Source organism: Alkanindiges illinoisensis, from assembly GCF_004377485.1.
Taxonomy (GTDB): domain Bacteria; phylum Pseudomonadota; class Gammaproteobacteria; order Pseudomonadales; family Moraxellaceae; genus Alkanindiges; species Alkanindiges illinoisensis_A.
In genome coordinates this window covers 99,984-122,000 of the sequence record NZ_SNTY01000076.1, presented here as the reverse complement: position 1 = coordinate 122,000, position 22,017 = coordinate 99,984, and the positions used below count along the sequence as shown (strand labels likewise).

Annotated in this window: 16 protein-coding genes and 2 pseudogenes; 12 read left to right on the top strand and 6 right to left on the bottom strand. The window is 47.6% G+C overall.

Going from position 1 to position 22,017, the window contains the following annotated elements; translation table 11 throughout:
* Nucleotides 1-92 (top strand): annotated as a pseudogene (locus tag E2B99_RS13370) (IS5/IS1182 family transposase); the annotation flags it as partial.
* Between the two features lie 34 nt (nt 93-126).
* Here E2B99_RS13370 and E2B99_RS13365 read toward each other — a convergent pair.
* Nucleotides 127-807: pseudogene (locus E2B99_RS13365) on the bottom strand (zinc-binding alcohol dehydrogenase family protein); the annotation flags it as partial.
* Nucleotides 808-1,124: 317 nt separating this feature from the next.
* Between E2B99_RS13365 and E2B99_RS13360 the strand changes: the two are divergent.
* The 4 genes from E2B99_RS13360 (at nt 1,125) to folP (ending at nt 5,318) form a co-directional block, all read left to right on the top strand.
* Nucleotides 1,125-1,484 carry a winged helix-turn-helix transcriptional regulator gene (locus tag E2B99_RS13360; protein WP_134245660.1) on the top strand — a complete coding sequence of 120 codons (360 nt, stop codon included), beginning with the start codon at nt 1,125-1,127 and terminating at the stop codon, nt 1,482-1,484.
* A gap of 110 nt (nt 1,485-1,594) precedes the next feature.
* Nucleotides 1,595-2,242 carry a 23S rRNA (uridine(2552)-2'-O)-methyltransferase RlmE gene (gene rlmE, locus E2B99_RS13355; protein WP_026471002.1) on the top strand — a complete coding sequence of 216 codons (648 nt, stop codon included), beginning with the start codon at nt 1,595-1,597 and terminating at the stop codon, nt 2,240-2,242.
* Nucleotides 2,243-2,414: 172 nt separating this feature from the next.
* Complete coding sequence (gene ftsH / locus E2B99_RS13350; protein ID WP_134245658.1) at nt 2,415-4,319, top strand: ATP-dependent zinc metalloprotease FtsH; 1,905 nt, start codon at nt 2,415-2,417, stop codon at nt 4,317-4,319.
* 141 nt (nt 4,320-4,460) lie between these two features.
* Nucleotides 4,461-5,318, top strand: coding sequence for a dihydropteroate synthase (gene folP, locus E2B99_RS13345; RefSeq protein ID WP_134245657.1), 858 nt, complete (start codon nt 4,461-4,463; stop codon nt 5,316-5,318).
* Nucleotides 5,319-5,328: 10 nt separating this feature from the next.
* On the opposite strand, the gene E2B99_RS13340 is transcribed toward folP, so the two are convergent.
* Nucleotides 5,329-5,700: a hypothetical protein gene (locus tag E2B99_RS13340; protein ID WP_134245655.1), complete on the bottom strand. Its 372-nt coding sequence runs from the start codon at nt 5,698-5,700 to the stop codon at nt 5,329-5,331.
* 159 nt (nt 5,701-5,859) lie between these two features.
* Nucleotides 5,860-6,696: a 16S rRNA (cytidine(1402)-2'-O)-methyltransferase gene (rsmI, locus tag E2B99_RS13335; protein WP_134245653.1), complete on the bottom strand. Its 837-nt coding sequence runs from the start codon at nt 6,694-6,696 to the stop codon at nt 5,860-5,862.
* A 15-nt stretch (nt 6,697-6,711) separates the two neighbouring features.
* Between rsmI and E2B99_RS13330 the strand changes: the two genes are divergently transcribed.
* The 5 genes from E2B99_RS13330 to E2B99_RS13310 all read left to right on the top strand — a co-directional run bounded on the left by E2B99_RS13330 (nt 6,712) and on the right by E2B99_RS13310 (nt 11,994).
* Entirely contained in the window at nt 6,712-7,761 is a 1,050-nt protein-coding gene (locus E2B99_RS13330) for a penicillin-binding protein activator (protein WP_134245651.1), read from the top strand.
* Between the two features lie 54 nt (nt 7,762-7,815).
* Nucleotides 7,816-8,256 (top strand): YraN family protein, encoded by a 441-nt coding sequence (locus tag E2B99_RS13325; protein ID WP_134245649.1) that lies wholly within the window; start codon nt 7,816-7,818, stop codon nt 8,254-8,256.
* Nucleotides 8,257-8,475: 219 nt separating this feature from the next.
* Entirely contained in the window at nt 8,476-9,264 is a 789-nt protein-coding gene (locus E2B99_RS13320) for a BON domain-containing protein (protein WP_430981486.1), read from the top strand.
* A 72-nt stretch (nt 9,265-9,336) separates the two neighbouring features.
* Nucleotides 9,337-10,341 (top strand): alpha/beta hydrolase, encoded by a 1,005-nt coding sequence (locus E2B99_RS13315; RefSeq protein ID WP_205669689.1) that lies wholly within the window; start codon nt 9,337-9,339, stop codon nt 10,339-10,341.
* Between the two features lie 285 nt (nt 10,342-10,626).
* A complete protein-coding gene (locus tag E2B99_RS13310; protein ID WP_134245647.1) occupies nt 10,627-11,994 on the top strand; it encodes an erythromycin esterase family protein in 1,368 nt (455 codons plus the stop codon).
* A gap of 38 nt (nt 11,995-12,032) precedes the next feature.
* Here E2B99_RS13310 and nudC read toward each other — a convergent pair whose 3' ends face one another.
* From nudC to dnaQ, 3 genes are all read right to left on the bottom strand, one after another.
* Nucleotides 12,033-12,869: an NAD(+) diphosphatase gene (gene nudC / locus E2B99_RS13305; RefSeq protein WP_134245645.1), complete on the bottom strand. Its 837-nt coding sequence runs from the start codon at nt 12,867-12,869 to the stop codon at nt 12,033-12,035.
* Nucleotides 12,870-12,917: 48 nt separating this feature from the next.
* Nucleotides 12,918-14,576 (bottom strand): hypothetical protein, encoded by a 1,659-nt coding sequence (locus E2B99_RS13300; RefSeq protein WP_134245643.1) that lies wholly within the window; start codon nt 14,574-14,576, stop codon nt 12,918-12,920.
* Between the two features lie 300 nt (nt 14,577-14,876).
* Nucleotides 14,877-16,313: a DNA polymerase III subunit epsilon gene (gene dnaQ, locus E2B99_RS13295; RefSeq protein ID WP_134245641.1), complete on the bottom strand. Its 1,437-nt coding sequence runs from the start codon at nt 16,311-16,313 to the stop codon at nt 14,877-14,879.
* Nucleotides 16,314-16,669: 356 nt separating this feature from the next.
* Here dnaQ and E2B99_RS13290 point away from each other — a divergent pair, with 356 nt between their 5' ends.
* Both E2B99_RS13290 and E2B99_RS13285 read left to right on the top strand, forming a co-directional pair.
* Nucleotides 16,670-20,035 (top strand): LysM peptidoglycan-binding domain-containing protein, encoded by a 3,366-nt coding sequence (locus tag E2B99_RS13290; protein WP_134245639.1) that lies wholly within the window; start codon nt 16,670-16,672, stop codon nt 20,033-20,035.
* A 58-nt stretch (nt 20,036-20,093) separates the two neighbouring features.
* Nucleotides 20,094-21,977 carry an extracellular solute-binding protein gene (locus E2B99_RS13285; RefSeq protein WP_430981488.1) on the top strand — a complete coding sequence of 628 codons (1,884 nt, stop codon included), beginning with the start codon at nt 20,094-20,096 and terminating at the stop codon, nt 21,975-21,977.
* The last annotated feature ends 40 nt before the right edge of the window (nt 21,978-22,017 follow it).

Sequence of the window (22,017 nt, the reverse complement as noted above, 5' to 3'; positions counted from 1 at the left end):
TTAGAGGAATAGCTACTCGATATGACAAGCTCAAAAGAAATTATCAAAGTTCTGTTGCCTTAGCCTGTATATTTTTATGGCTACCTTTATAGGGTTAATTATCAACAGTAAATGTCAACAGACCCTAGTATAGGTGGTTGAAAACACATACTGTGGCGCCTGCAATTGCTGGGCCTGAAACTGCTCAGTTAAGGACTGACTGTGATCCAGCACCACATGCGCGCCTAGTTTCTGGCACCATGCTTTGCTTTCCGGTCGTGATGCTGTTGCTATAATGGTTAAATTGGTTAGTGCACGCAGTAGCTGAATGGCAATGGAACCCACGCCGCCCGCACCACCAATAATCAGAATTGTTCCTGTTTCAGTTGAATCGGAAGTTTTAATCTTCAAACGGTCAAACAGGGCTTCCCAGGCAGTAATACTGGTGAGCGGCAGGGCAGCAGCTTGTTCAAAGGAAAGGGTTTTGGGTTTTAGGCCAACAATACGTTCGTCCACCAGATGAAATTCACGATTGATCCCGGAGCGACTCAAATCACCGGCATAAAATACTTCATCACCCACCTTAAACTGGCTTACCGCATCACCCACTGCTTTTACAATTCCAGCAGCATCCCAGTCCAGCACCTTGTACTGGCCAGCTTCAGGCTGCACTCTTTTGCGAATTTTGGTATCGACCGGGTTAACTGAAATGGCTTTAACTTTAACCAGTAAATCATGCCCATGTGCAACGGGTTCGGGCAGGTTAATGTCAATCAGTGATTGTTGTTGATCAATCGATAGGGAGTTTTGGTAGACAACTGCACGCATGGTTAGAATCCTAGAATCCTAGAATCCTAGAATCCTAGAATCCTAGAATCCTAGAATCCTAATGCTTGTAAACTAAAATAAAGACCCATTAATTACACACCTTAAGAGTAAAGTTCTATTTCTGCAAGAATGCACATTCATGACACCTAGTATCCTTTTTGATACTATAGGTATGATGTGAGCGCCAACCTTAAGCGTCCTGATTCAGGATTAATGGCCTGCATGCTATTCCAGATCCAGCAACTTTTGTCCATAAGCCATGTCGTTCACATTAGCTGATTAAAGCTTGCTGATCTTATGATTTTTTAGGAAACCAAATGCCCAACATTGCGCATCAGCGTCTGGACTGTACGGTAGGCTGCCCGGTAGAGGGTGTGCTTGAGATTATTGGGGGTAAATGGAAAGGCGTCATTCTGTATCATTTACTGGATGAAACCTTGCGTTTCAATGAAATCCGCAGGCGCTTACCCGGCATTACCCAGCGCATGCTAACCAATCAGTTGCGTGAGCTGGAAGCCAGTGGCATCGTATTTCGGCAGGTTTATGCAGAAGTACCGCCCAAGGTTGAGTATTCCCTGACCAGTAAGGGTAAAACGCTGGCACCTGTCATTCGTGCCATGGAGCTGTGGGGACGCGAAAATTTGCTGCCACAGGCTGAAGCAGCGACAAGTAGATAGCGGGTTTGTGCACATTTGAGATAAAAACACTGACAAAATCAGTTAATATCTGCACTGTTCTTGCAGCAAGAAAACATATTTAATGAAACTGGTTTTTTACAGGTTGAGCTATGGCCACACGCATTACCAACAATAAGCTATCCAAAAGTAGTCGCGCGTGGATGCGGGAGCACCTGGATGATTTTTACGTTAAGAAGGCACATAAAGATGGGTACCGGGCGCGTGCGGCCTACAAGCTGCTTGAAATTCAGGAAAAGTACAACCTGATTAAGCCGGGCATGACCGTGGTTGATCTGGGGGCAGCACCGGGTAGCTGGTCGCAAATTGCGGGCAAGCTGGTGGGTTCCAAGGGGCTAGTAGTAGCTTCTGATATCTTGCACATGGATGCGTTACCTGATGTAACCTTCCTGCAAGGGGACTTCCGGGAGCAGGCTGTTTTTGATGAATTGTTAAAAATATTAAATGGCCGACAAGTAGATGTTGTAATTTCTGATATGGCCCCCAATACATCTGGTAATACTTCTGTTGATCAGCCCCGCATGATTTATCTGTGTGAGTTGGCCCTTGATTTTGCAAATCGGGTACTGAGTCCCAAAGGACAGTTTCTTGTGAAGGTATTTCAGGGGGAAGGCTTTGATGAATACCGCAAATCGATTGTCGATACTTTTGATGTGCTCAAAACCACCAAGCCTGCTGCCTCGCGTGCCCGTTCAAAAGAAGTATATTTGCTGGGCCAGGGACGTAAAAAATCCTTATAACGAATTTAAAAAGTTAAGCGACTGTTGAGATTAACTGGAGCTTAAATTGAGTCAAAACCTGAGTGAAAGATCACATCTATCAGGTGATCATGTACCGAATATCGACATTAGGTTCATGATTTGAATGCTATAATGCATGCTGTGATCATCATGTATATATGGGAAGAAAGCTTTGAGCGATCTCGTTAAGAATGCCGTGTTGTGGCTTGTCATCATCGGTGTTCTCGTGCTGGTATTTAGCAACTTTGAAAACCGCAACAAGCCGGATCAACTGAACTATTCTGAGTTCGTCGCTGCGGTTAATGCGGGACAAATCAAGCAGGTCAAAATTGACGGCGAGAGAATTGCGGGTGAAAAACGCAATGGCACAGCATTTGAAAGTATTCGTCCAGCCGTAACTGATGCTGAGCTAATGCCTAACTTGATTAAAAATAATGTAGAAATTGAAGGTACTGCGCCACATCGTCAAGGCCTGCTTATGCAGTTGCTGATTGCCAGCTTCCCGGTATTACTGATTATTCTGCTATTCATGTTCTTTATGCGTAACATGCAGGGCGGTGCAGGTGGCAAGGGCGGGCCAATGAGCTTTGGCAAGTCGAAAGCCAAAATGCTGACTGATGACCAGATCAAGGTCACCTTTAAGGATGTGGCAGGCTGTGATGAAGCCAAGCAGGAAGTGGTTGAAATTGTCGACTTCCTGAAAGACCCGGCCAAGTTCAAGCGTCTGGGTGCCAAGATTCCACGTGGTGTGCTGATGGTTGGCCCACCGGGAACAGGTAAAACCCTGCTGGCTAAAGCCATTGCTGGTGAAGCCAAAGTACCGTTCTTTTCAATTTCCGGTTCCGACTTCGTTGAAATGTTTGTTGGTGTCGGTGCATCCCGCGTGCGTGATATGTTTGAACAAGCCAAACGTCATGCGCCATGTATCATCTTTATTGACGAGATTGATGCGGTAGGCCGCCATCGTGGTTCAGGTACGGGCGGCGGTCATGACGAACGTGAGCAAACCTTGAACCAGATGCTGGTTGAAATGGATGGCTTTGAAGGCAATGAAGGTATTATTGTCATTGCAGCAACCAACCGTGTTGATGTACTGGATAAGGCGTTGCTGCGTCCGGGTCGTTTTGATCGCCAGGTTGCTGTAGGCTTGCCGGACATTAAAGGCCGTGAGCAAATCCTGAATGTGCATATGGGTAAACTGCCGTCTGTAACTGGTGTGGATACCAAGGTTCTGGCACGCGGTACACCCGGTTTTAGTGGTGCTGATCTGGCTAATCTGGTAAATGAAGCTGCCTTGTTTGCCGCCCGCCGCAATAAAAACACTGTCGATATGCACGACTTTGAGGACGCCAAGGACAAGATTTATATGGGTCCTGAGCGTAAATCCATGGTGCTGCGTGAAGAAGAGCGCAAGGCCACGGCGTATCATGAAGCTGGTCATGCGATTGTGGCTGAGTTATTGCCGGAAACCGATCCTGTGCATAAAGTGACCATTATGCCGCGTGGCTGGGCACTGGGTGTGACTTGGCAATTGCCTGAACATGACCGCATTAGCCATTATAAGCACAAAATGCTGAATGAAATTTCTATTTTGTTTGGTGGCCGTATTGCTGAGGAAGTGTTTATCAATCAGCAATCAACTGGCGCATCCAATGACTTTGAACGTGCAACCAAAATTGCCCGTGCTATGGTTACTAAATATGGCATGTCAGACAAATTGGGCGTGATGGTTTATGAAGATGACCAGTCCCAGTCTTTCTTTGGTAATGTGGGTAGTCGTACCATTTCAGAAGCCACCCAGCAACAGGTGGATGCTGAGGTACGTCGCATTCTGGATGAGCAATACAAGATTGCCCGTGACCTGATTGAATCCAATCTGGACATTGCACATGCCATGGTAAAAGCGTTGCTGGAATGGGAAACCATTGACCGCGAGCAAATTCTGGATATTATGGCGGGCCGTGATCCAAAACCGCCACGTGTGTATGAGCCAATCAATCCGGTACCAACCCATAGCATTGATAGCGGTGGTTCATCGTCAGGTGGCTCAACCCCGCCGCCATTGCCAGCTATTTAAGCAGTGCATGCAAAATATAACAGCTAATAATTACTGTTTAATTGCAAAACTAGCGCTTATATAGCCTCATTAAAAACCGTGCTTTGTTTAAAGCGCGGTTTTTTTATTTAAGATATAGCCTTGCCTGAACTGGAAAAACCTATGCAATTGCGTTCTCTCCCTAAAGTATCACTTCAATGTCAGAATAAAGTGCTGGATTTATCGCAGCCGCAAGTAATGGGAATTTTGAATGTAACTCCGGATTCTTTTTCGGATGGCGGCCAATATACCCAGCTTGATTATGCGCTAAAACGTGCTAGGGAAATGGTAGAGCAGGGCGCCACTATAATTGATATTGGCGGGGAGTCTACCCGGCCTAATGCCGCCCAAGTGAGCAGTGATCAAGAAATACAGCGGGTTGTACCCGTCGTTACCGCAATTTGCCAACAGCTGAATGTGATTATTTCAGTTGATACCAGCAGTCCAGAGGTGATTACAGAAGCGGTTAAGGCGGGTGCACATCTATGGAATGATGTACGTGCCCTAACCCGGCCAGGAGCTTTACAGGTTGCTGCTGGCTTGAATATTCCTGTCATTCTCATGCACATGCGTGGTGAGCCAGATACCATGAATAGCTTGGCAAACTATGACAATGTGGTACAGGAGGTTATTAGTGAACTTGAGCAGCGTGTCAATGCAGCACTGGATGCAGGAATTCAGCGTGAAAATATAATTCTGGATCCCGGCTTTGGATTTGCCAAAATTGCCCAGCACAATCTAAAGCTCTTAGATACGCTTTATGAGTTTAATGATTATTTTGGCTTACCGTGGCTAAGCGGTTTATCCCGCAAGCGCTTTTTGGGAGAGGTGCTCAATGGCGCAGCAGTAGATAAGCGCTTATATGCTGGACTGGCAGGACACCTGATATCAGTACAGCAGGGCGCGTCAATTATTCGAACCCATGATGTGCTTGCCACAGTTCAGCATTTAAAACTATGGCAAGCCACCTTAGCTACTTAATTTCAAGGTATTAGGAGCAAGCCACTTGTTTATACTGGTTTTCCTGTACCTGTTTAAAACCTAGCGATTTGGCTTTTTCCAGTTGAAAAGCGGAAATCTTGTAAATGCCCAGCTTGCCTTGCGCGGCACCACACACCTGTGTGCGCATCATGCCGTCATCTGCACAATGTGCGTTTAGTACTTGCACCTGACTTTGGTCAAGTCTTTGCTGGGTCTTATTAAGGGTATCATTACCAGCTGCCTGTTCACACTGCTTCAAGCCCAGGTCTTTGGCAACCCACACCGGTTGGTGGCTGCCTTCCCCGGATTGAGAAGGGGAAGACTGGCAGCCAGTGAGTACGGCAATACCAAGCAGGGCAAGGGTAAAAGTAGTTTTTTTCATACGTATTAATCCATTAATTTGATAGGGCAACATTGCCAGACTATCAAACCCAGGGAGCAATCCGGCATTAAAAATGTTATGCCAGTGTTACTGTTTTACCCTGTATATCAAGCTTTACTTACTAATTACTAAGTCCTTTGATTGTATGGCATTTCAGCATCACTCTGCTTTGAGCTGCAAGGCGCGCTGGTAGAGTTCATTTTTTTTCAGGCCAGTTAAATCTGCAGCAAGCTGTGAGGCGGTTTTAACTGGTAAATCCTGTAATAACCGTTTTAATAAATCATCGACTTTTTGCTGATCCTGCTCGCCAGTTTCCGGGGCACCTGCCACCACCAGAACAATCTCACCCTTTTGCTGATTGGGATCATTCTTTACCCATTCTACCAAGTGAGCAAATGTAGTTTTTTTAATGGTTTCAAAGGTTTTGGTAATTTCACGTGCCAGGGTAACGCTACGGTTCGGGCCAAAGATATCATGCATATCCTGAGCACAATCCAGAATACGGTGCGGGGCTTCATAGAAAATCAGGGTTTGCGGGGCGGTTTTTAAGGCTTGTAGCTTTTGTTGTCTGGCGTGGGCTTTGGCGGGCAAAAAACCTTCAAAACTAAAGCGGTCGCTGGGCAGCCCAGCAGCACTTAAAGCAGCAATGGCTGCACAGGCACCCGGTACAGGGATAACCCGGATATTTTCCTCATGGGCAGCACGCACCAGTTTAAACCCCGGATCACTAATTAAGGGAGTTCCTGCATCGCTGATTAGCGCAACAGACTGGCCTTGTTTAATTTTGTATATTATTTCCGGGATTTTGTGATTTTCGTTATGTTCATGGCAAGCAGTGAGTGCAGTTGTAATATGATAGGTATCCATTAAGCGTGTTGCGTGTCGGGTATCTTCAGCAGCAATAAGTGCTACCTCACGCAGTATTTGAATTGCACGCGCCGAAATATCTTCAAGGTGACCAATTGGCGTTGCCACCACATATAAATAAGCACTCATGCGGAAGGCTTCTCCATGTATAGAAAAATATTAAATAGATTAACAGGATTGGGGCTAACTGCGTTGCCCTTGTTGCTGTCATCAGTACAGGCCCAGCCACAGCCAAAAGTACCATTGCAAGCAAAGCCAGTGGTCAAGGCACCGCTACTTAAGACGCCAGCACAGCAATCAAAGGCTGAAGTACTCATTATTTTGCCCGCCAGTGGCCCGATGTCAGTGGCCGCCAGTAGTGTACGGGATGGAATAGAAGCGGCCTATTATGCCGGAAATTCCAGACCAGTGCTGCGTTTTGTAGACAATAGCCAGCGTGCTATTACGGATATTTTAAAAACTGAGGTTAAAAAAAACACCCAGCTGATTATTGGCCCATTGGCACGTAATGAAGTGGAAGCACTAGTACAAGCCAAGCCAGCGGTTAAAACACTGGCGCTCAATCAGGTTTATAAAACCGAACCCAATATTTGGCAATTTGCCCTGTCACCCGATGAAGATGCGCTAGCCATTACCAAGCGTATTCAGACTGATGGGGTTAGTCAGCTATTTGTACTCACCCAGGATAACCAAAGTGGCAGTACCAAGCGTTTTCGCGATGCCATGAACCGCATTTTGGGTGGCAAGCTGGTAAACAGCAATAATGTACCGCGCAAGCTGGAACCCCAACAGGGTATTTTGCTACTGGGGGATTATGACTGGCTTAGCCAGCTTAAGAAGCTACCCAATGAGAAAATTTATACTGTGCCGCTGGCCATTAAGGAAAACGCCAGCCTGCCAGTCGGGCTGCAATTTTGCGATATACCTGCCCTGTATAAGGCAGACTGGCCAGAATTACTCAAGGCATATCAGGACAAGCCCACCAGTGTACCCTATCAGCGTTTGCTGGCTTTTGGGGGCGATACCTGGAATATTGCCAGCGTCATTTTGAATAATACGTCAGGTAAACAGCCAGACACGCAGCAGGGTCAGACTATTCATGGCCGTACGGGAACGATCCGGATTGTAAAAAATACCATAGACCGCTATCCCCAGTGTATGAAGGTGGAAAATACCGGTCTGAGTTTTAATTAGCCAAAGCTTGTGTTCACAGCCTGCTTAAATAGCCCAGAATATGATGATTAATCCATGCCTGTAGGTCGTTCCAGTAGTCCCACGCATCAGCAGGGTGCGCAAGCTGAAGATGCAGCCGCCAGTTTTTTGCAGCATCAGGGCTATCAACTGGTGGCACAAAATTTTAATACCCGGTTTGGCGAAATTGACCTGATTGTGCAGCGTGCTCAGCAGTTGGTCTTTGTCGAAGTGCGCCAGCGCAAGGCCAATAGTCTGGTCAGCGCACTGGAAAGTATAACTTTCGCCAAGCAGCGTAAAATTATCAGGGCAGCGCAGGTTTTTCTGCAACAGCATAAGCAGTACCACAACCACGATTGCCGTTTTGATGTGATTGCCCTGACTTCAAAGCCGATACCGTCCTCTCAAAAGTGGCCTGCCTTGGCGCAATCTACAGCGCAGGATGTATCAATGCCTTTTGAGCTGGAATGGATTCAGGCTGCATTTGACATTGCTTAAATTTGACAATGCTTAAAGCGGTCACTATGACCTTTTCAATTCTAATATTTACTTACAGAGCAAAACACCTGATTTTAATATCGTCCCAGCAACACATTCATAATTCATTCATGGACCTAGAGAAAACTGTTAAATAATGCTGATAGTCATTCAAAAGCAGCTTTAAAATTAGTTACACTCGGTCAGTTTGAATTGATCTTGTCTTAAGGAAATGTGTTTATGAATAAGTCTGGCTATCTGGGACTAAAAATGGGTTTGGCAGGCATCATGCTGGTGGGATTGTCCGGTTGTGCGAGTTTTCTGGCGCAAAGCACCGGGCCTGCACCCTTGGGGACAGATAGTGGAGTGCGGACTTTTAGTCAGGTTTTAAATGATAATTCCATTGAACGCACTGCTAAAATCAACACCTATAAGCTGGATGAACGCTTTAAGTATGCTCGTATCAATATTGCCAGCTTTCATAGTGCTGTATTACTCACCGGACAAGTGGGTGATCAATATTTAAAACAACTGGCAGAAGACAATGTTAGAGCCATGTCTGATGTAAAAACTGTACATAACTACATTACAATTGGCGAGAAAATTCCGTATAACACGATTGTGCAGGACAGTATTGTCACGGCCAATATTCGCCGCATGCTGGTTACTTCGCCAGACATTTCAGACACCAAGGTGAAGGTGCAAACCGAGGATGGCGTGGTGTATGTAATGGGTAAACTAACGCCCAGTGAAAATCAGGCATTGATCAATATTCTGCAAAGCACACCCAATATTGTCAAAGTGGTATCACTGATTGATTTATTGAGTGATGCCGGTGTGGCAACTTCAAGTAACGGTTTAACCCAGTCAGCGACACCAGCCACAGCCAGTACCTTAAACGCTAATCTGACCCGAACGGCTTCAACCACGCCATTGGCGAGTCCGACCACCACAATTGATCAGACCCCGGTAGCGATTGATCCAGAACAGGCTGCCCCGGATCAAACCGATGAAACGTCAGCGCCTTAATTGCATTTTTAAATAAGGGCGCTATTTCAGATTTTGAATAAGGCGCATTTTTAACCAAAGGAAGAATACGGCATGACAGATAAATTAGCCCGCGATCGGCATAAGCAGCACTTGCAAGGTAAGCATAGCCTACAAACCAAGTGGCTGATGGTTGCTGGTATCGTGCTATTAGGCTGTAGCAGCTGTTCTTCCCTCAATACTTCGCGTAACACGACATCCGCTACTTCAACCAGTTCGCAGAATCATTCATCCATGGCTTCCTTAACGCAATTTTTTTCCGGTGTGGGTTTCCTTAATGGCATTACCCGCAAAGATTTTACGGCGCAATACAATATTGCCTACGGTCAGGATTCACGGCAAAAGCTGGATGTCTACCAGCCGCTGCATGTGAGCAACAGCAAGCCACAGCCTGTGGTTTTGTTTGTGCATGGTGGTTCGTGGGAAGAAGGTAGCAAGGATGATTACCTGTTTGTGGGTGAAAGTTTTACCCGCGCAGGCTATGTTACTGTTGTAATGAATTATCGGCTGGCACCGGCGCACACATATCCGGATTACGTGCAGGATACCGCACTGGCCATCCAATGGATTAACCAGAATATTGCCCGTTATGGAGGCAACCCGCAGCAAATTGTGGTGATGGGGCATTCTGCCGGGGCATTTAATGTAGTGGAAGCGGTTGATAATTCACGCTGGCTGGCTGAAGTTAATGTGCCGATATCGCATATTAAGGCAGTGGTTGGCATTGCAGGGCCTTATAGCTATGATTTTCGCACTGACAGTACCCGCGATGCGTTTCCAGCCGATGCTTCCCCAGATCAGGTCATGCCGGATCGCCATATCAGGACCGATGCGCCGCCACATTTATTGCTGGTCGGTTCCAAAGACCATCGCGTTAATCCTTTCAATGCACAGCGCATGCAGGCTGCCTTGCAAGCCAGACAAATTCCGGTGCAATTGCAAACTGTGGAAGGCGCTAATCATGTTTCTATTATGGCGGCAGTTGCTACCCGACTTTCATGGTACAAAAATACACGTCAACAAATTCTGGATTATCTGGCAAAAACCTTGAATTCATAGATCTTAAAATCATAAACCCTGTTTAGATGACTTAGTCGAGTGTCCCGGAAATTTGCATTTAACGGTAGCCTATGATGCAGTCATCTTTTATAGGCTATGTGTCCATGTGCTGTGCTTTACAAAGCAGTATCCCTCGTTGCAAAAATTGACTAATCGACTTTAAAACCCTTATTTTGCTGCTTTGTCATATCCCTTATAAAAATAAGTATTACGCTATATCTGGTAGGCAATCCCAATAACCATTCGCCTGATCCAACAAAAGAACCAGACCCAGGGAGAACACCAATGACCAGCCACCTGCACCAGTTACAGGCCATCACTCATTCACTTTCCGGCAGTGCTGCCGAAGATGACCAGTTATTTGCACAACTTGGTGATGCCCAGTTTGTATTGATTGGTGAGGCATCGCATGGAACGCAGGAATTTTATCAGGAGCGTGCGCGGATTACCCGGCGCCTGATTGAAGAAAAAAACTTTAGCGCTGTGGTGGTTGAGGCAGACTGGCCCGATGCTTATCGGGTTAACCGCTATGTACGCGGGCAGGGTAAAGACCCTAATGCACAAACTGCCTTGAGTGATTTTAAGCGTTTTCCGCGCTGGATGTGGCGTAATGATGTGGTGCTACAGTTTGTTGAGTGGTTGCGCAAATATAACCGGAAAGCCCAGTTACAAGGCCAGACCCAGGCTGGATTTTATGGTATGGATTTATATAGCCTGCATCGTTCCATGGGTGCAGTGATTGAATATCTGGAGAGTGTAGACCCGGAAGCTGCCCATCGCGCCCGTGCACGCTATAGCTGCTTTGACTCCTTTGGCAAGGAACCCCAGACCTACGGCATGGCAACCGAGTATGGTGTCGCAGAACCTTGTGAGGATGCGGTCATTGCCCAGTTGATGGAGCTTCGCCATCAGGAAGATGCGCTAGTCAACAATGAAGGCGTATTGGCGGAAGATGAGCATTTTTATGCCGAGCAAAATGCACGTTTGGCAGTAAATGCAGAGCGTTATTACCGTGCCATGTTCCGCGGACGTAATAATTCGTGGAATCTACGGGATACGCATATGGTTGATACCATTGATGCGCTTGCAGCACATCAGGCCGAGCAAGGACAGCCCGCCAAAATTATAGTCTGGGCGCACAACTCACATCTGGGCGATGCCCGCGCTACTGAAGTCGGCCAGCGTGATCAGGTGAATGTTGGCCAGTTAATGCGTGAACGACATCCGGACAACACCTTTATTGTTGGCTTTAGTACTTATCAGGGCGAAGTTTTTGCGGCTGATGACTGGGATAGTCCGGGCATCCGTAAAGCTGTGCGCCCGGGTTTGCCTGATAGCCATGAAGCGCTGTTACATCAGGTGAGCCAGCAGGCGGGTGTAGAAAAATTCTGGATTAACTTGCAAGCCCAGCAACAAAAAGAAAAGCCAGATGCAGCGTTGTTAAGTAAGGAGCGGTTAGAGCGCTACATTGGGGTAATTTATGCACCTGCAACCGAGCGCTGGAGTCATTATTTAAAAACCCGGCTCGATCAGCAGTATGATGCGCTGATTTATATAGATAAAACTAAAGCCTTGAATCCTCTGGATCGGCAAAGCGTGACAGAACCGGAAGTTGAAGAAGACTTGCCAGAAACGTATCCAACCGGTCAATAATCCTATCAAAAGGTTGCAGCAGAAATTTTTAATTAAATTTAAAGTGCAGATGCTTGCTGGGTTACTTGTTCAATCATCCAGTAGGCAATGCTGCCTTTGGGCGGAATGGTTGGTAACTGGTTAAAATCAAAGAAAGCAGCTTCAGCAATTTCTTCATCTTGCAGCAGTAGCTCACCATCGGCATATTCAGCCTTGAAGGCCAGCATCAGGTTGCTGGGAAATGGCCACGGCTGGCTCGCCATGTATTGAATATTTTTTAACTGAATTCCAACTTCTTCAAGGGTTTCACGCGCAACTGCTTGTTCAAGGGTTTCACCCACTTCCACAAAGCCGGCAATCAGGCCATACATGCTGGTATGCCGTTGGGCAGAGCGTGCCAGCAAGATCTGTTTACCCTTGGTAATAGCAATAATCACACAGGGATTAATACGTGGATACTGCGAATAACCGCAGGCAGTACAGGTCATGCAATGTTCTTTGGCATGGGCGACGGCCTTGTGACCACAACGACTGCAAAACTGATGGTTACGCTTCCATTCCAGAAGCTGCATGGCACGACTAGTCTGCTCAAACTGTGCAACAGTCCAGTGGCTCACCAGTTGACGCACTGGCACAAACTGGTAGCCCGCCGGAATTTCATTCTCATGGAAAGTAGGACGTGCAACCACCCGCTGGCCATTTTGCTCAGGCTCTACACTAACCACAATATCTTCTGGATGCGCAGGCAGGCGAGGCAATTCCAGTTGTTCATTAACCAGCAGAGCATGGTCTTTTAAGATATAGGCTATGACGGTTGGCAGTCCATGTGCAGAAGCCGTCTGCTCAGACGCATGGCCAGCAGCAGTCAAATTATCCGGCAAGATGGTGCTTTGCATCACAGTGACCCTATATCATGAGCTTGGTATGGTTAGTTTATATCCGTTTCAGGCAGCTAGTTCCTGAACACTTTTCAGGCCAATCTCAAAAGGACGGATACCCAGCGGTTTTTGCTGTTCCAGACTATCAAGATAATGATCCACACTCACCATGACATTGGCCAGCAAATTGATGTGATGACTATCCGGAGGCGTGGTCTGGTCTGGTGCAAAAGCACGCTCTACATATTGAGCGGCCTGCTTGAGCATATCGCCGCCTGCTGTGGCATTCATAAATAACAAGGCACCAGCAATGGTCTCAAACATGGCGGGTACATTATTCATGTGTAACAGGTCTTTGGTTTCCAGATAAGAGGTGAGTGCACGCATGCTCATATTTAGCGACTCACGACTTTCCTTGATCAGGGTTTCACCGGCTTCTTCCAGTTGATGCAGGGAAATATGCAGGTTATGGAAAGGCAGCTTGCTGGTGCCAGCAATATAGGAGCGATCCAGCACAGTCAGGGCGTTGCCTGCATAAAGCAGGGCATCCATCAGGTTGTTAACATCTTCAAGATTGGTCAGATCCTGCCAGCCTGCAACCTGATTGGCCTGATAGGCAAGCAGGGTACTGGCTTCACCCAGATTGAGCAGGTTTAAAGCATTGGCCAACTGGTGCAGTTGTTCGCCAATGGCTGGAAAACTGCTGTCAATACTGTCGCCATGCTGCATGCTGTCGATCTTGTTTTTGATATCAGTAATTTCCTGCTGCATCAGTTCTGTGGTGACATGAATAGTCGCGCTGTCCGGGCCATGCAAATAACGGCCGAGCAAACCGGCCTGCGCATCACTAATCAGATATTCATAGAGGCCCAGTTGCTGGCGCAATTCATCAGCTTCTTCATGGTCACGGCAGGCGCTTAAGGTCAGGGCATCAGCAATATCCTGCTCGGTAGGAACAAAGGCTGCTGTATTGCCAATAAATTTTTGCAGGTTACGTTCAATTAAAATCAGGGTACGCAGACGAACATCATTGAGCTTGCAGCTTTGCAGATCTGTAAAGGCAGTATTGATGGCATGCCAGTAAAGTTCCGAGCTGCTGCCAGCTGCCAGCATGCTGGTAAAATGCCCAACCAGTTTAATGGCCTGAAAGTCCAGCGCATTGGCCTGCTTTTTAAGCACGCGATTGAGTGAGGTTTTATACAGCGCTAACAGCTGGTTCACCTGTGAAGGACTGATCTCCGGCTTTTGCAGGTTCAGGTTCAACTGGGGCAGCTGAATAATGCTGAGATAGGGCTGCAGGAAATAGCCTTCACGCAATAACGGCTCACCCAGCTCTGCATAAATGCGGTTGATAGATGGCAGCAGGAAATGTGGCAACAGATTTTCACGCAGTACCACAAATTCCAAATAACGGGACAGCATCATCAGGCCTTCACTGACGGCACCCAGTTGTTGATCAGTCACTTTACTGGTATTGGCAACAATGTGATTAATCAGCTTGGAGGTGGCTTGAGCCAGTTCAACAGCACCGGTAATTTCCAGCAGGCTAAGGACACCGTGAATCTGGTTCATGTTTTCACTGGCCTCAGTCAGGCCAAAGGTATTGCTGGTGTCGTCAATATAAGCGCTTAAGGCATTTTGTACTTGTAATAGTGAGGCATCTATTTCCGGTTTAACAATATGAAGTGCAATGGCATCAAAATGTTGAGCGGTAGCAAGGGACATAGTAATAACATCCTTCCTTAGATCTTATTTGAGGTCGATGTATGAACCTGTACTGGGTTGCTAACGTGGCAGTACAGGCGTTGGCTATCTGGTGCGCAAACCCGTGGCAGGTCTTTGTAGACACGGCAGTCCTTGTAAACAGGGTCTGCTGGAGTTTTTAGCGTCTGCTATAACATATAGTGTTTGGCGCAGGACAGCCAGTAAAAAATCATGCTTTGCTAAAGTTTTTTAAACCATTTGTGGCAAACTGCACAGTTTATGTGCGGAAAATGGCTTTGCAGTAGTTTAGCAAAAAATGGCTTATTGAAATACAGTACGCCACAGGGCAGGCATGCCATTTTTCTCGCTAAACTGATCCAGCCACTGGCCATGATTTTGTGATTCCTGATTTGATGCTGCAATGACCGGCAATTTAAAGCGGCCAGCAAACTGACGGTGCTGGGACAGGCCATCAGCGCTGCTCTGGTCACCCCCAATATCCAGCGTGACCTGACCACCGGTCATGGCAAGGTAGACATCAGCCAGAATTTCCGCATCCAGCAATGCACCGTGGAAAGTACGGTCACGTTGCTTGATTTCATAGCGCCGAACCAGTGCATCCAGCGAATTTTTCTGACCCGGATGCTTGCGTTTGGCCAGCGCCAGTGTATCAGTCACTTCCACCCGGCTTTTTAGTGAAGGCAAACCAGCCTTTAAAAATTCACCTTCCAGAAAGTTCATGTCAAAGGTGGCATTATGCGCAATGATTTCCGCGCCATGCAGATAATCGTTTAATTCCTGAGCAATTTGTTCAAATAGCAGCTTGTCTTGCAAAAAAGCATCGTTGATGCCGTGGACAGTGACCGAATCACCCACCGGACGCTGTGGATTAATATAGACATGAAATGAGCTGCCTGTTAGCTTGCGGTTGATCATTTCAATCACGCCAACTTCAATAATGCGGTCGCCATCGGCAAAGCTAAAGCCAGTGGTTTCAGTATCCAGAATCAACTGGCGTTTGCCGGACAGTTTTACTTTGGCAGGAGTGCGCTGAATACCATTTTGCGGATTGGCCTGTTCCAGTTGCTGTTCCTTGTTGTGCTGCTCTACAGCCGTTTTGGGTTCAACCTCATCCACCCATTCTTCATCAGCAGCATAAAGCTCATCTGGCTCCTGTTCATGCAACATGTCCAGACCCAGTGGATCGTGGCTAAGCCAGTCAGGCTCCGCAGCAGGTGCATCGGCTTCAGGAACAGTGGCATTTAAAGAAGCTGCTGGCTGGGGAGAGTTAATTCGACCTGTATTGGTTTTAACCTGATCAGCGCCACGGTTGGCCAGCATGTCTGCGCGTTCATTGCCCGCATGACCAGCATGGCCTTTAATCCAGTGCCATTCAATACTGCGGTTTTGACAAACCTGATCCAGTTGTTGCCAGAGGTCGGCATTGATCACTGCTTTACCATCAGCCTTGCGCCAGTTTTTCTTTTTCCAGCCAATGATCCATTCGGTAATGCCTTGCTTGACATAGTTGGAGTCGGTCCAGATCACCAGCGGCTGTGATACAGCGCAAGCCTTGATGCCTTCAATGGCTGCAGTCAGTTCCATGCGGTTATTGGTGGTATCAGGCTCACCGCCGCACAGCTCCTGTTCCTGTCCATCAGCAAGCTGCATATAGACACCCCAGCCGCCAAGGCCCGGGTTGCCACGACAGGCACCATCGACATACAACACAACTGGCTGGGTTTGGGGGTTATTCATGGCCTGCAACAGCTCCGCACGGATCAAGCCAGCAGTCTACCGAAGCCAGTCACTGAGGTCTAGTGCTCAGATAAAGCCATTAAGCCTGAGCAAAAGCTAACCAGCTTAGTCAACCAAAACGCCTAATCTGCGTTAAACATACAAAATAATAGTCAGGTGTGAGGCTGAATTTTGGCGCGCCTACTTTCAATATCGTTACGATTGACTATTTTTATTTTCAAACTTTGTAAGTAATATGGCTAAATTGCAACATTCGCTGACATTCTTGCGCGTGAACAGGGTTGGAGAGCTAAGGCAGTCTTCATACAATGTGGCGCTTTAGTGGATGCGTTTAATCTGGGTGGTAGGAACAAGCTATGCAACATTCTGTAGAAACCGTTGAGCAAAATACATCTGGCTTTCAGGGTAAGCTCATGGCCCTAACGGTTGCCTTAATGGCTGCCGGGATTGTGAGTGGTTGCTCCAATACACCGCCCAAGAAAACCATGCAAGCCAAAACCAGTAAAACCATAGGCCATAGCAAGTCCGGTCATCAGGAAGCTCTGCTGGATGCCAACAGTGTTGATTCACTGGAAGCCTTGCTGTCAGCAACGGATATGGCGGCTGTAGAAGGCGACCGTCTTGCAATCTTGCGACATGGTGATGTGTGGAAACGCATGCGGGCAGGTTTTCAGATGAACCTGAACGTCCAAAACAGCCGGATTACGGCACAACGAAGCTGGTTTGCCAGCCGCCAGCCCTATATTGACCGCTTGAGTGCGCGTGCCAGCCGTTATTTATACCATACAGTGACGGAAGCCGAGCGCCGTGGTATTCCCACAGAACTGGCGTTATTGCCTGTTATTGAAAGTTCTTATGACCCGGCTGCAACCAGTAGTGCCGCAGCAGCAGGGATGTGGCAGTTTATTCCCAGTACGGGCACCATTTATGGCCTACGTCAGAATTCCATTTATGATGGCCGCCGTGACGTGGTGGAATCCACACGCGCAGCTTATGAATTCCTGACCAGCCTGTATAACCAGTTTGGCTCATGGGAGCTGGCACTGGCCGCCTATAATGCGGGTCCGGGTCGTATCCAGCAAGCCATTAACCGTAATATGGCAGCAGGACTACCTACCGATTACTGGTCACTGCGCTTGCCTGCCGAGACCATGAACTATGTGCCTCGCTTTTTGGCAGTGGCACAAATTGTAAAAAATCCAGAAAATTATGGGGTATATTTGCCCAGCATTGCCAATCGCCCTCACTTCCGTGAAGTACAGTTGCCCGGGGTGGTTGACCTGACGCTGGCTGCATCAATTGCTGGCTTAAGCTATCAGGAGCTATATGAATTAAATCCCGGATTCAGAAGCAGTTATACTGATCCCATGGGGCCAAACCGTTTGCTGATTCCCGCAGCCTTAAATGCACAGATTGACCAGCGTTTGCGCAGTATGCCGACCCTTGGACAAACCAATCCCGGCCTGATGGCAAGCCTAGGCCCGGTGGGTGGTGCGGTCATTTTAAGTCAAGGTGGCAACACGGCAAACCGCAGTTTTAGTACCCAGCAGGCTGCTGCACTGATGAGTGCAGGGACTATCAATCGTACCAATACGTCATCACTGGGCTCGTCAATAACCCAGCCAGTGACAGCCCGTAACGCTAATGTAACCAATACCAATACAACCATTACGACCACATTAAGTAATGGTTCAAAAACCGTTAGAACCACTACACCAGCGGTAACAGCAACTCCTGCAATAACGACATCTGTACCAGTTGCCACAGCCAGCAGTACCGCTGGCATGCTGGCCATGAATACCAAGCGCAATCCAACACCAGCGTCTGCCAATGCACTGGCAGCCTTTGCCAATCAGGCGGATTTGCCCAGTAGCCCCCGGATTCCGGTTGCAGTAACACCAGCGCGCAATATTCAGCCAGTGGGTGAACCGCCGTTAAGCAATGCCGAGCTGCGTGGCTTGACTGCCTCCACAACCGTTGCTAGCGTAACCAGTCCAGTCGCTGGCGAGCCGCAGCCAACCGTTGAGGAAAAAGCTAAGGTGGTGGCTGAATTGCAGGCACTGGCACCAGCGGGAACCCAGGTGGTTGATCCGTTAGATGGCAAGATCAAGCTGACAGCTATTCAAACCAGCCAGTCAGTGGCGGATGCCAAGGGGCAGGAGCTAAAAATCAAGTATGAACAGCCCGTTTTGGTTGCCCAGAAAAATACTGCTTCGCCAGCCAAACCGAAAGTGGCGCCAGTGATTGTCAATGCTACACAAAAACCACAGGGCGAGCGTTCTGTGCATGTGGTGCAGGCAGGCGATACGCTGGCCAGTATTGCAACCCGTTATGGCGTGAACTGGCGTGATGTGGCCAACTGGAACCAGATTGACCCTAATAAGTCGCTTTATGTGGGCACTGCGCTGTATTTGTATAATGCCAAAAAGCCACAGCCCAGCCGTCCAACCAGCTATACGGTTCAAGCGGGTGATACCCTGACTGCCGTAGCAGAAAAATTTGGTATGACCAACAAACAGCTGGCCAGCATGAATAACCTGACAGCAACCAGTAACCTGCTGCGTGGTACACGCCTGACCCTGGTCGACAATGGAACAAGTCGTACTGATGACAATCAGGCAGACGATGAACCACGTGGCAGCAAGACTACATCAGGCCGTAAAACTGCTGAAAAAGTAGAAACCATCAGCTATAAGGTGAAGCCGGGAGAATCAGTAGGTTCACTGGCCAATCGTTACCAGATTAGCAATGAAGAATTGGCATCATTTAACAAGTTTTCGGCCAACAGCACCTTATATGTAGGACAAACCATTAAAGTTCCGGCTACAGTGGTTAATGATGCTGATGAAAAAGCGCCGCTTATCAGCTCACGTAATGCCAAGACTTCCAGTAAAGAACCTTCTGGTAAAGAGTCTTCCAGTAAGGAAACTGCGGCCAAGATTGACACCATCAGCTATACCGTTAAATCCGGTGATACCTTAAGCCGGATTGCCAGCCGTTTTAATACCACCAATGATGAACTGGCCAAACTGAACAGGATTTCTGCCAGCAGCATGGTGATTGTGGGGCAAAAGCTGAACGTGCCGGATACCGAAACGCCTGAAGAACCAGCGCGTCCGACCAGCTATACCGTACAGTCTGGTGATACGCTAACGCGTGTGGCAGCAAAGTTTGACCTGACGCCACAAGAACTGGCAGAAATGAATGACTTAAAAGCCAGCAGTAACCTGATTCGGGGCGCTACCCTGACGCTGGTGGCCAGTGATGCCAGATCAGATAAAAAATCAGCCAAAGCTGACAAATCGGAAAAAGCAGACAGCAAATCTGATAAAAAGGCTACAGGCAAAAAAGCTGAAGCCGATGAGGTTGAAGTTGAAACGGTAAGTGCCAAAGCCAGCCGTTCGGACGACACGGAAAGCTATACAGTAAAGCGTGGTGAATCACTCAACAGTATTGCCGCTAAATATGACCTGACAGCAGCAGAACTGGCAAAGTTAAACCAGATTTCAGCCAAGACCAAAGTCCAGTCCGGCCAAAGCCTGAATGTGCCAAAGCTCACCAGCAATTACACCATCAAGCGGGGCGATACCTTAATCAAGGTTGCCTCAAAACACGGTGTTTCAGTCAATGATCTGGCCAAAATGAACCAGATTTCCCCATCAACCAACGTTAAAATTGGTGATGTGCTGGTGGTGCCCAATAGTGGAAGCCGTAGCCTATAATTTTTTAGTCAGTGACTGTTGTGAGTAATGCTATATGTTACAACGCCGCCAGGATGGAATGGCAAGGTTAGACCCGCACATTAAAAGCAATTTAAAACAACAATGTTTATTACTGGGTGTGGGGTTAAGTATGGGGCTGGCCAGCAGTGTTGCAACTGCTGTGCCAGTACGACAAAACTACATTAGTGCGCATGAAAAACCGCTGTACCAGAATGCGCCCTACATGCCGTATGCCAACCCTGATGCCCCCAAAGGTGGGGTGCTGTCCATGTCGGCCAATGGCACCTTTGATAATTTCCAGACCTTGAATGGCAAGGGGACGGCTGCTGATGGTACTGGCAGTTTGTACGACACCCTAATGAAGCGCTCGCTTAATGAAGCCGCCGTGAATTATCCATTATTGGCCAGCAGTGTTACTGTAGACCCGGAAGATTTATCCTATGCCATTTTTCATTTAAATCCCAAGGCACGGTTTAGTAATGGCACACCAGTTACTGCTGCAGATGTGGCCTTTAGCTTTAATGCATTACTAAAGGATGGCGCACCGGGGCTCAAGGTATATCTGGGCGATATCAAAAGCGTTAAGGCGTTGAATACACTGGATGTGCGCTTTGACTATAAAAGTAAGGACAATAGCGAAATCACATCCATTGTGTCTGAAGTACCGATTTATTCGCAAAAGGACTTTAGCAAAAAACCCTATGACCGGATTATGGCAACCGCACCATTGGGCAGTGGGCCTTATGTGCTGGATCGTGTAGATGCCGGGCGCAGTATTACCTATAAGCGCAATCCCAATTACTGGGGACAGAATTTGCCTGTCAACCGGGGCCGCAATAATTTTGACACGATTAAGTATGTGTATTATCGCAATCTGGACATTGCCTTTGAAGGCTTTAAAAGCGGCCAGTTTTTGTACCAGACCGAATACAAGGCCAGAACATGGTCGCTCTCCTATGATTTCCCCGCTGCCAAATCCGGTATTGTGCGCAAACAAAATATCGTAACGCAAAATCCGGTAGCCACCCAGATGTTTGTGTTTAATACCCGGCGGCCACTATTTGCAGATATCCGTTTCAGGCAGGCACTAACCTATGCCTATGACTTTGAGTGGCTGAACAAGGCACTGTTTTTTGGCCAGTATCAGCGGCTGCAAAGCTTTTTTTATAACAGTGATCTGGCAGCGACCGGCAAACCATCCAGTGATGAATTAAAAATTTTACAGCCGCTGCTTGGAAAACTGTCACCGCTGGAGCAGCAGGGCATTTTGCAGGACTGGCGTTATCCGGTGAGTGACGGTAGTGGCTATAACCGCAAAAATCTGCTGATTGCCCGCCAGATTTTATTGAGTGCAGGCTATCGCTATAAAGATGGCAACTTGCTGGATAAGCAGGGCAAGCCAATCCAGATTGATTTCATGATCAGTCAGGATGGTTTGCAGCGCACCATTTTACCCTTTATACGCAATCTGAAACGCCTTGGGGTTAAAGTCAATCTGCGTCTGGTGGATGTACCGCAATATACTGAGCGCATGCGCCGCTTTGATTATGACATGACCACCCAGGTTATCCCGCAATCCAACTCGCCGGGTAATGAACAGGTACAATTCTGGAGCAGTCTGGCCGCAGACCAGCAAGGCAACTACAACTTTGCCGGTATTAAAAATCCGGTGGTTGACCAGCTTATTGATGGGTTAATCAAGGCACCCAATCGTCAGGTATTGCAAACCTATACCCATGCGCTGGACCGTACCCTGCGTGCTGGCTACTACGTGATTCCCACCTATGGCAAGGTAGGCAACTGGATTGCCACCTGGGACATGTATGAGCAGCCTAAAAATCCGGCTAAATACGATATTGGCCTGGATTACTGGTGGGTCAATCCGAAAAAAGCGCAGCGTGTTAACACTTATTTATCCCGACAAAGCAAGTCTGCGCAGTAAAACCTGCCAGCTTATGAATAATTATATATAAGGAAACCGG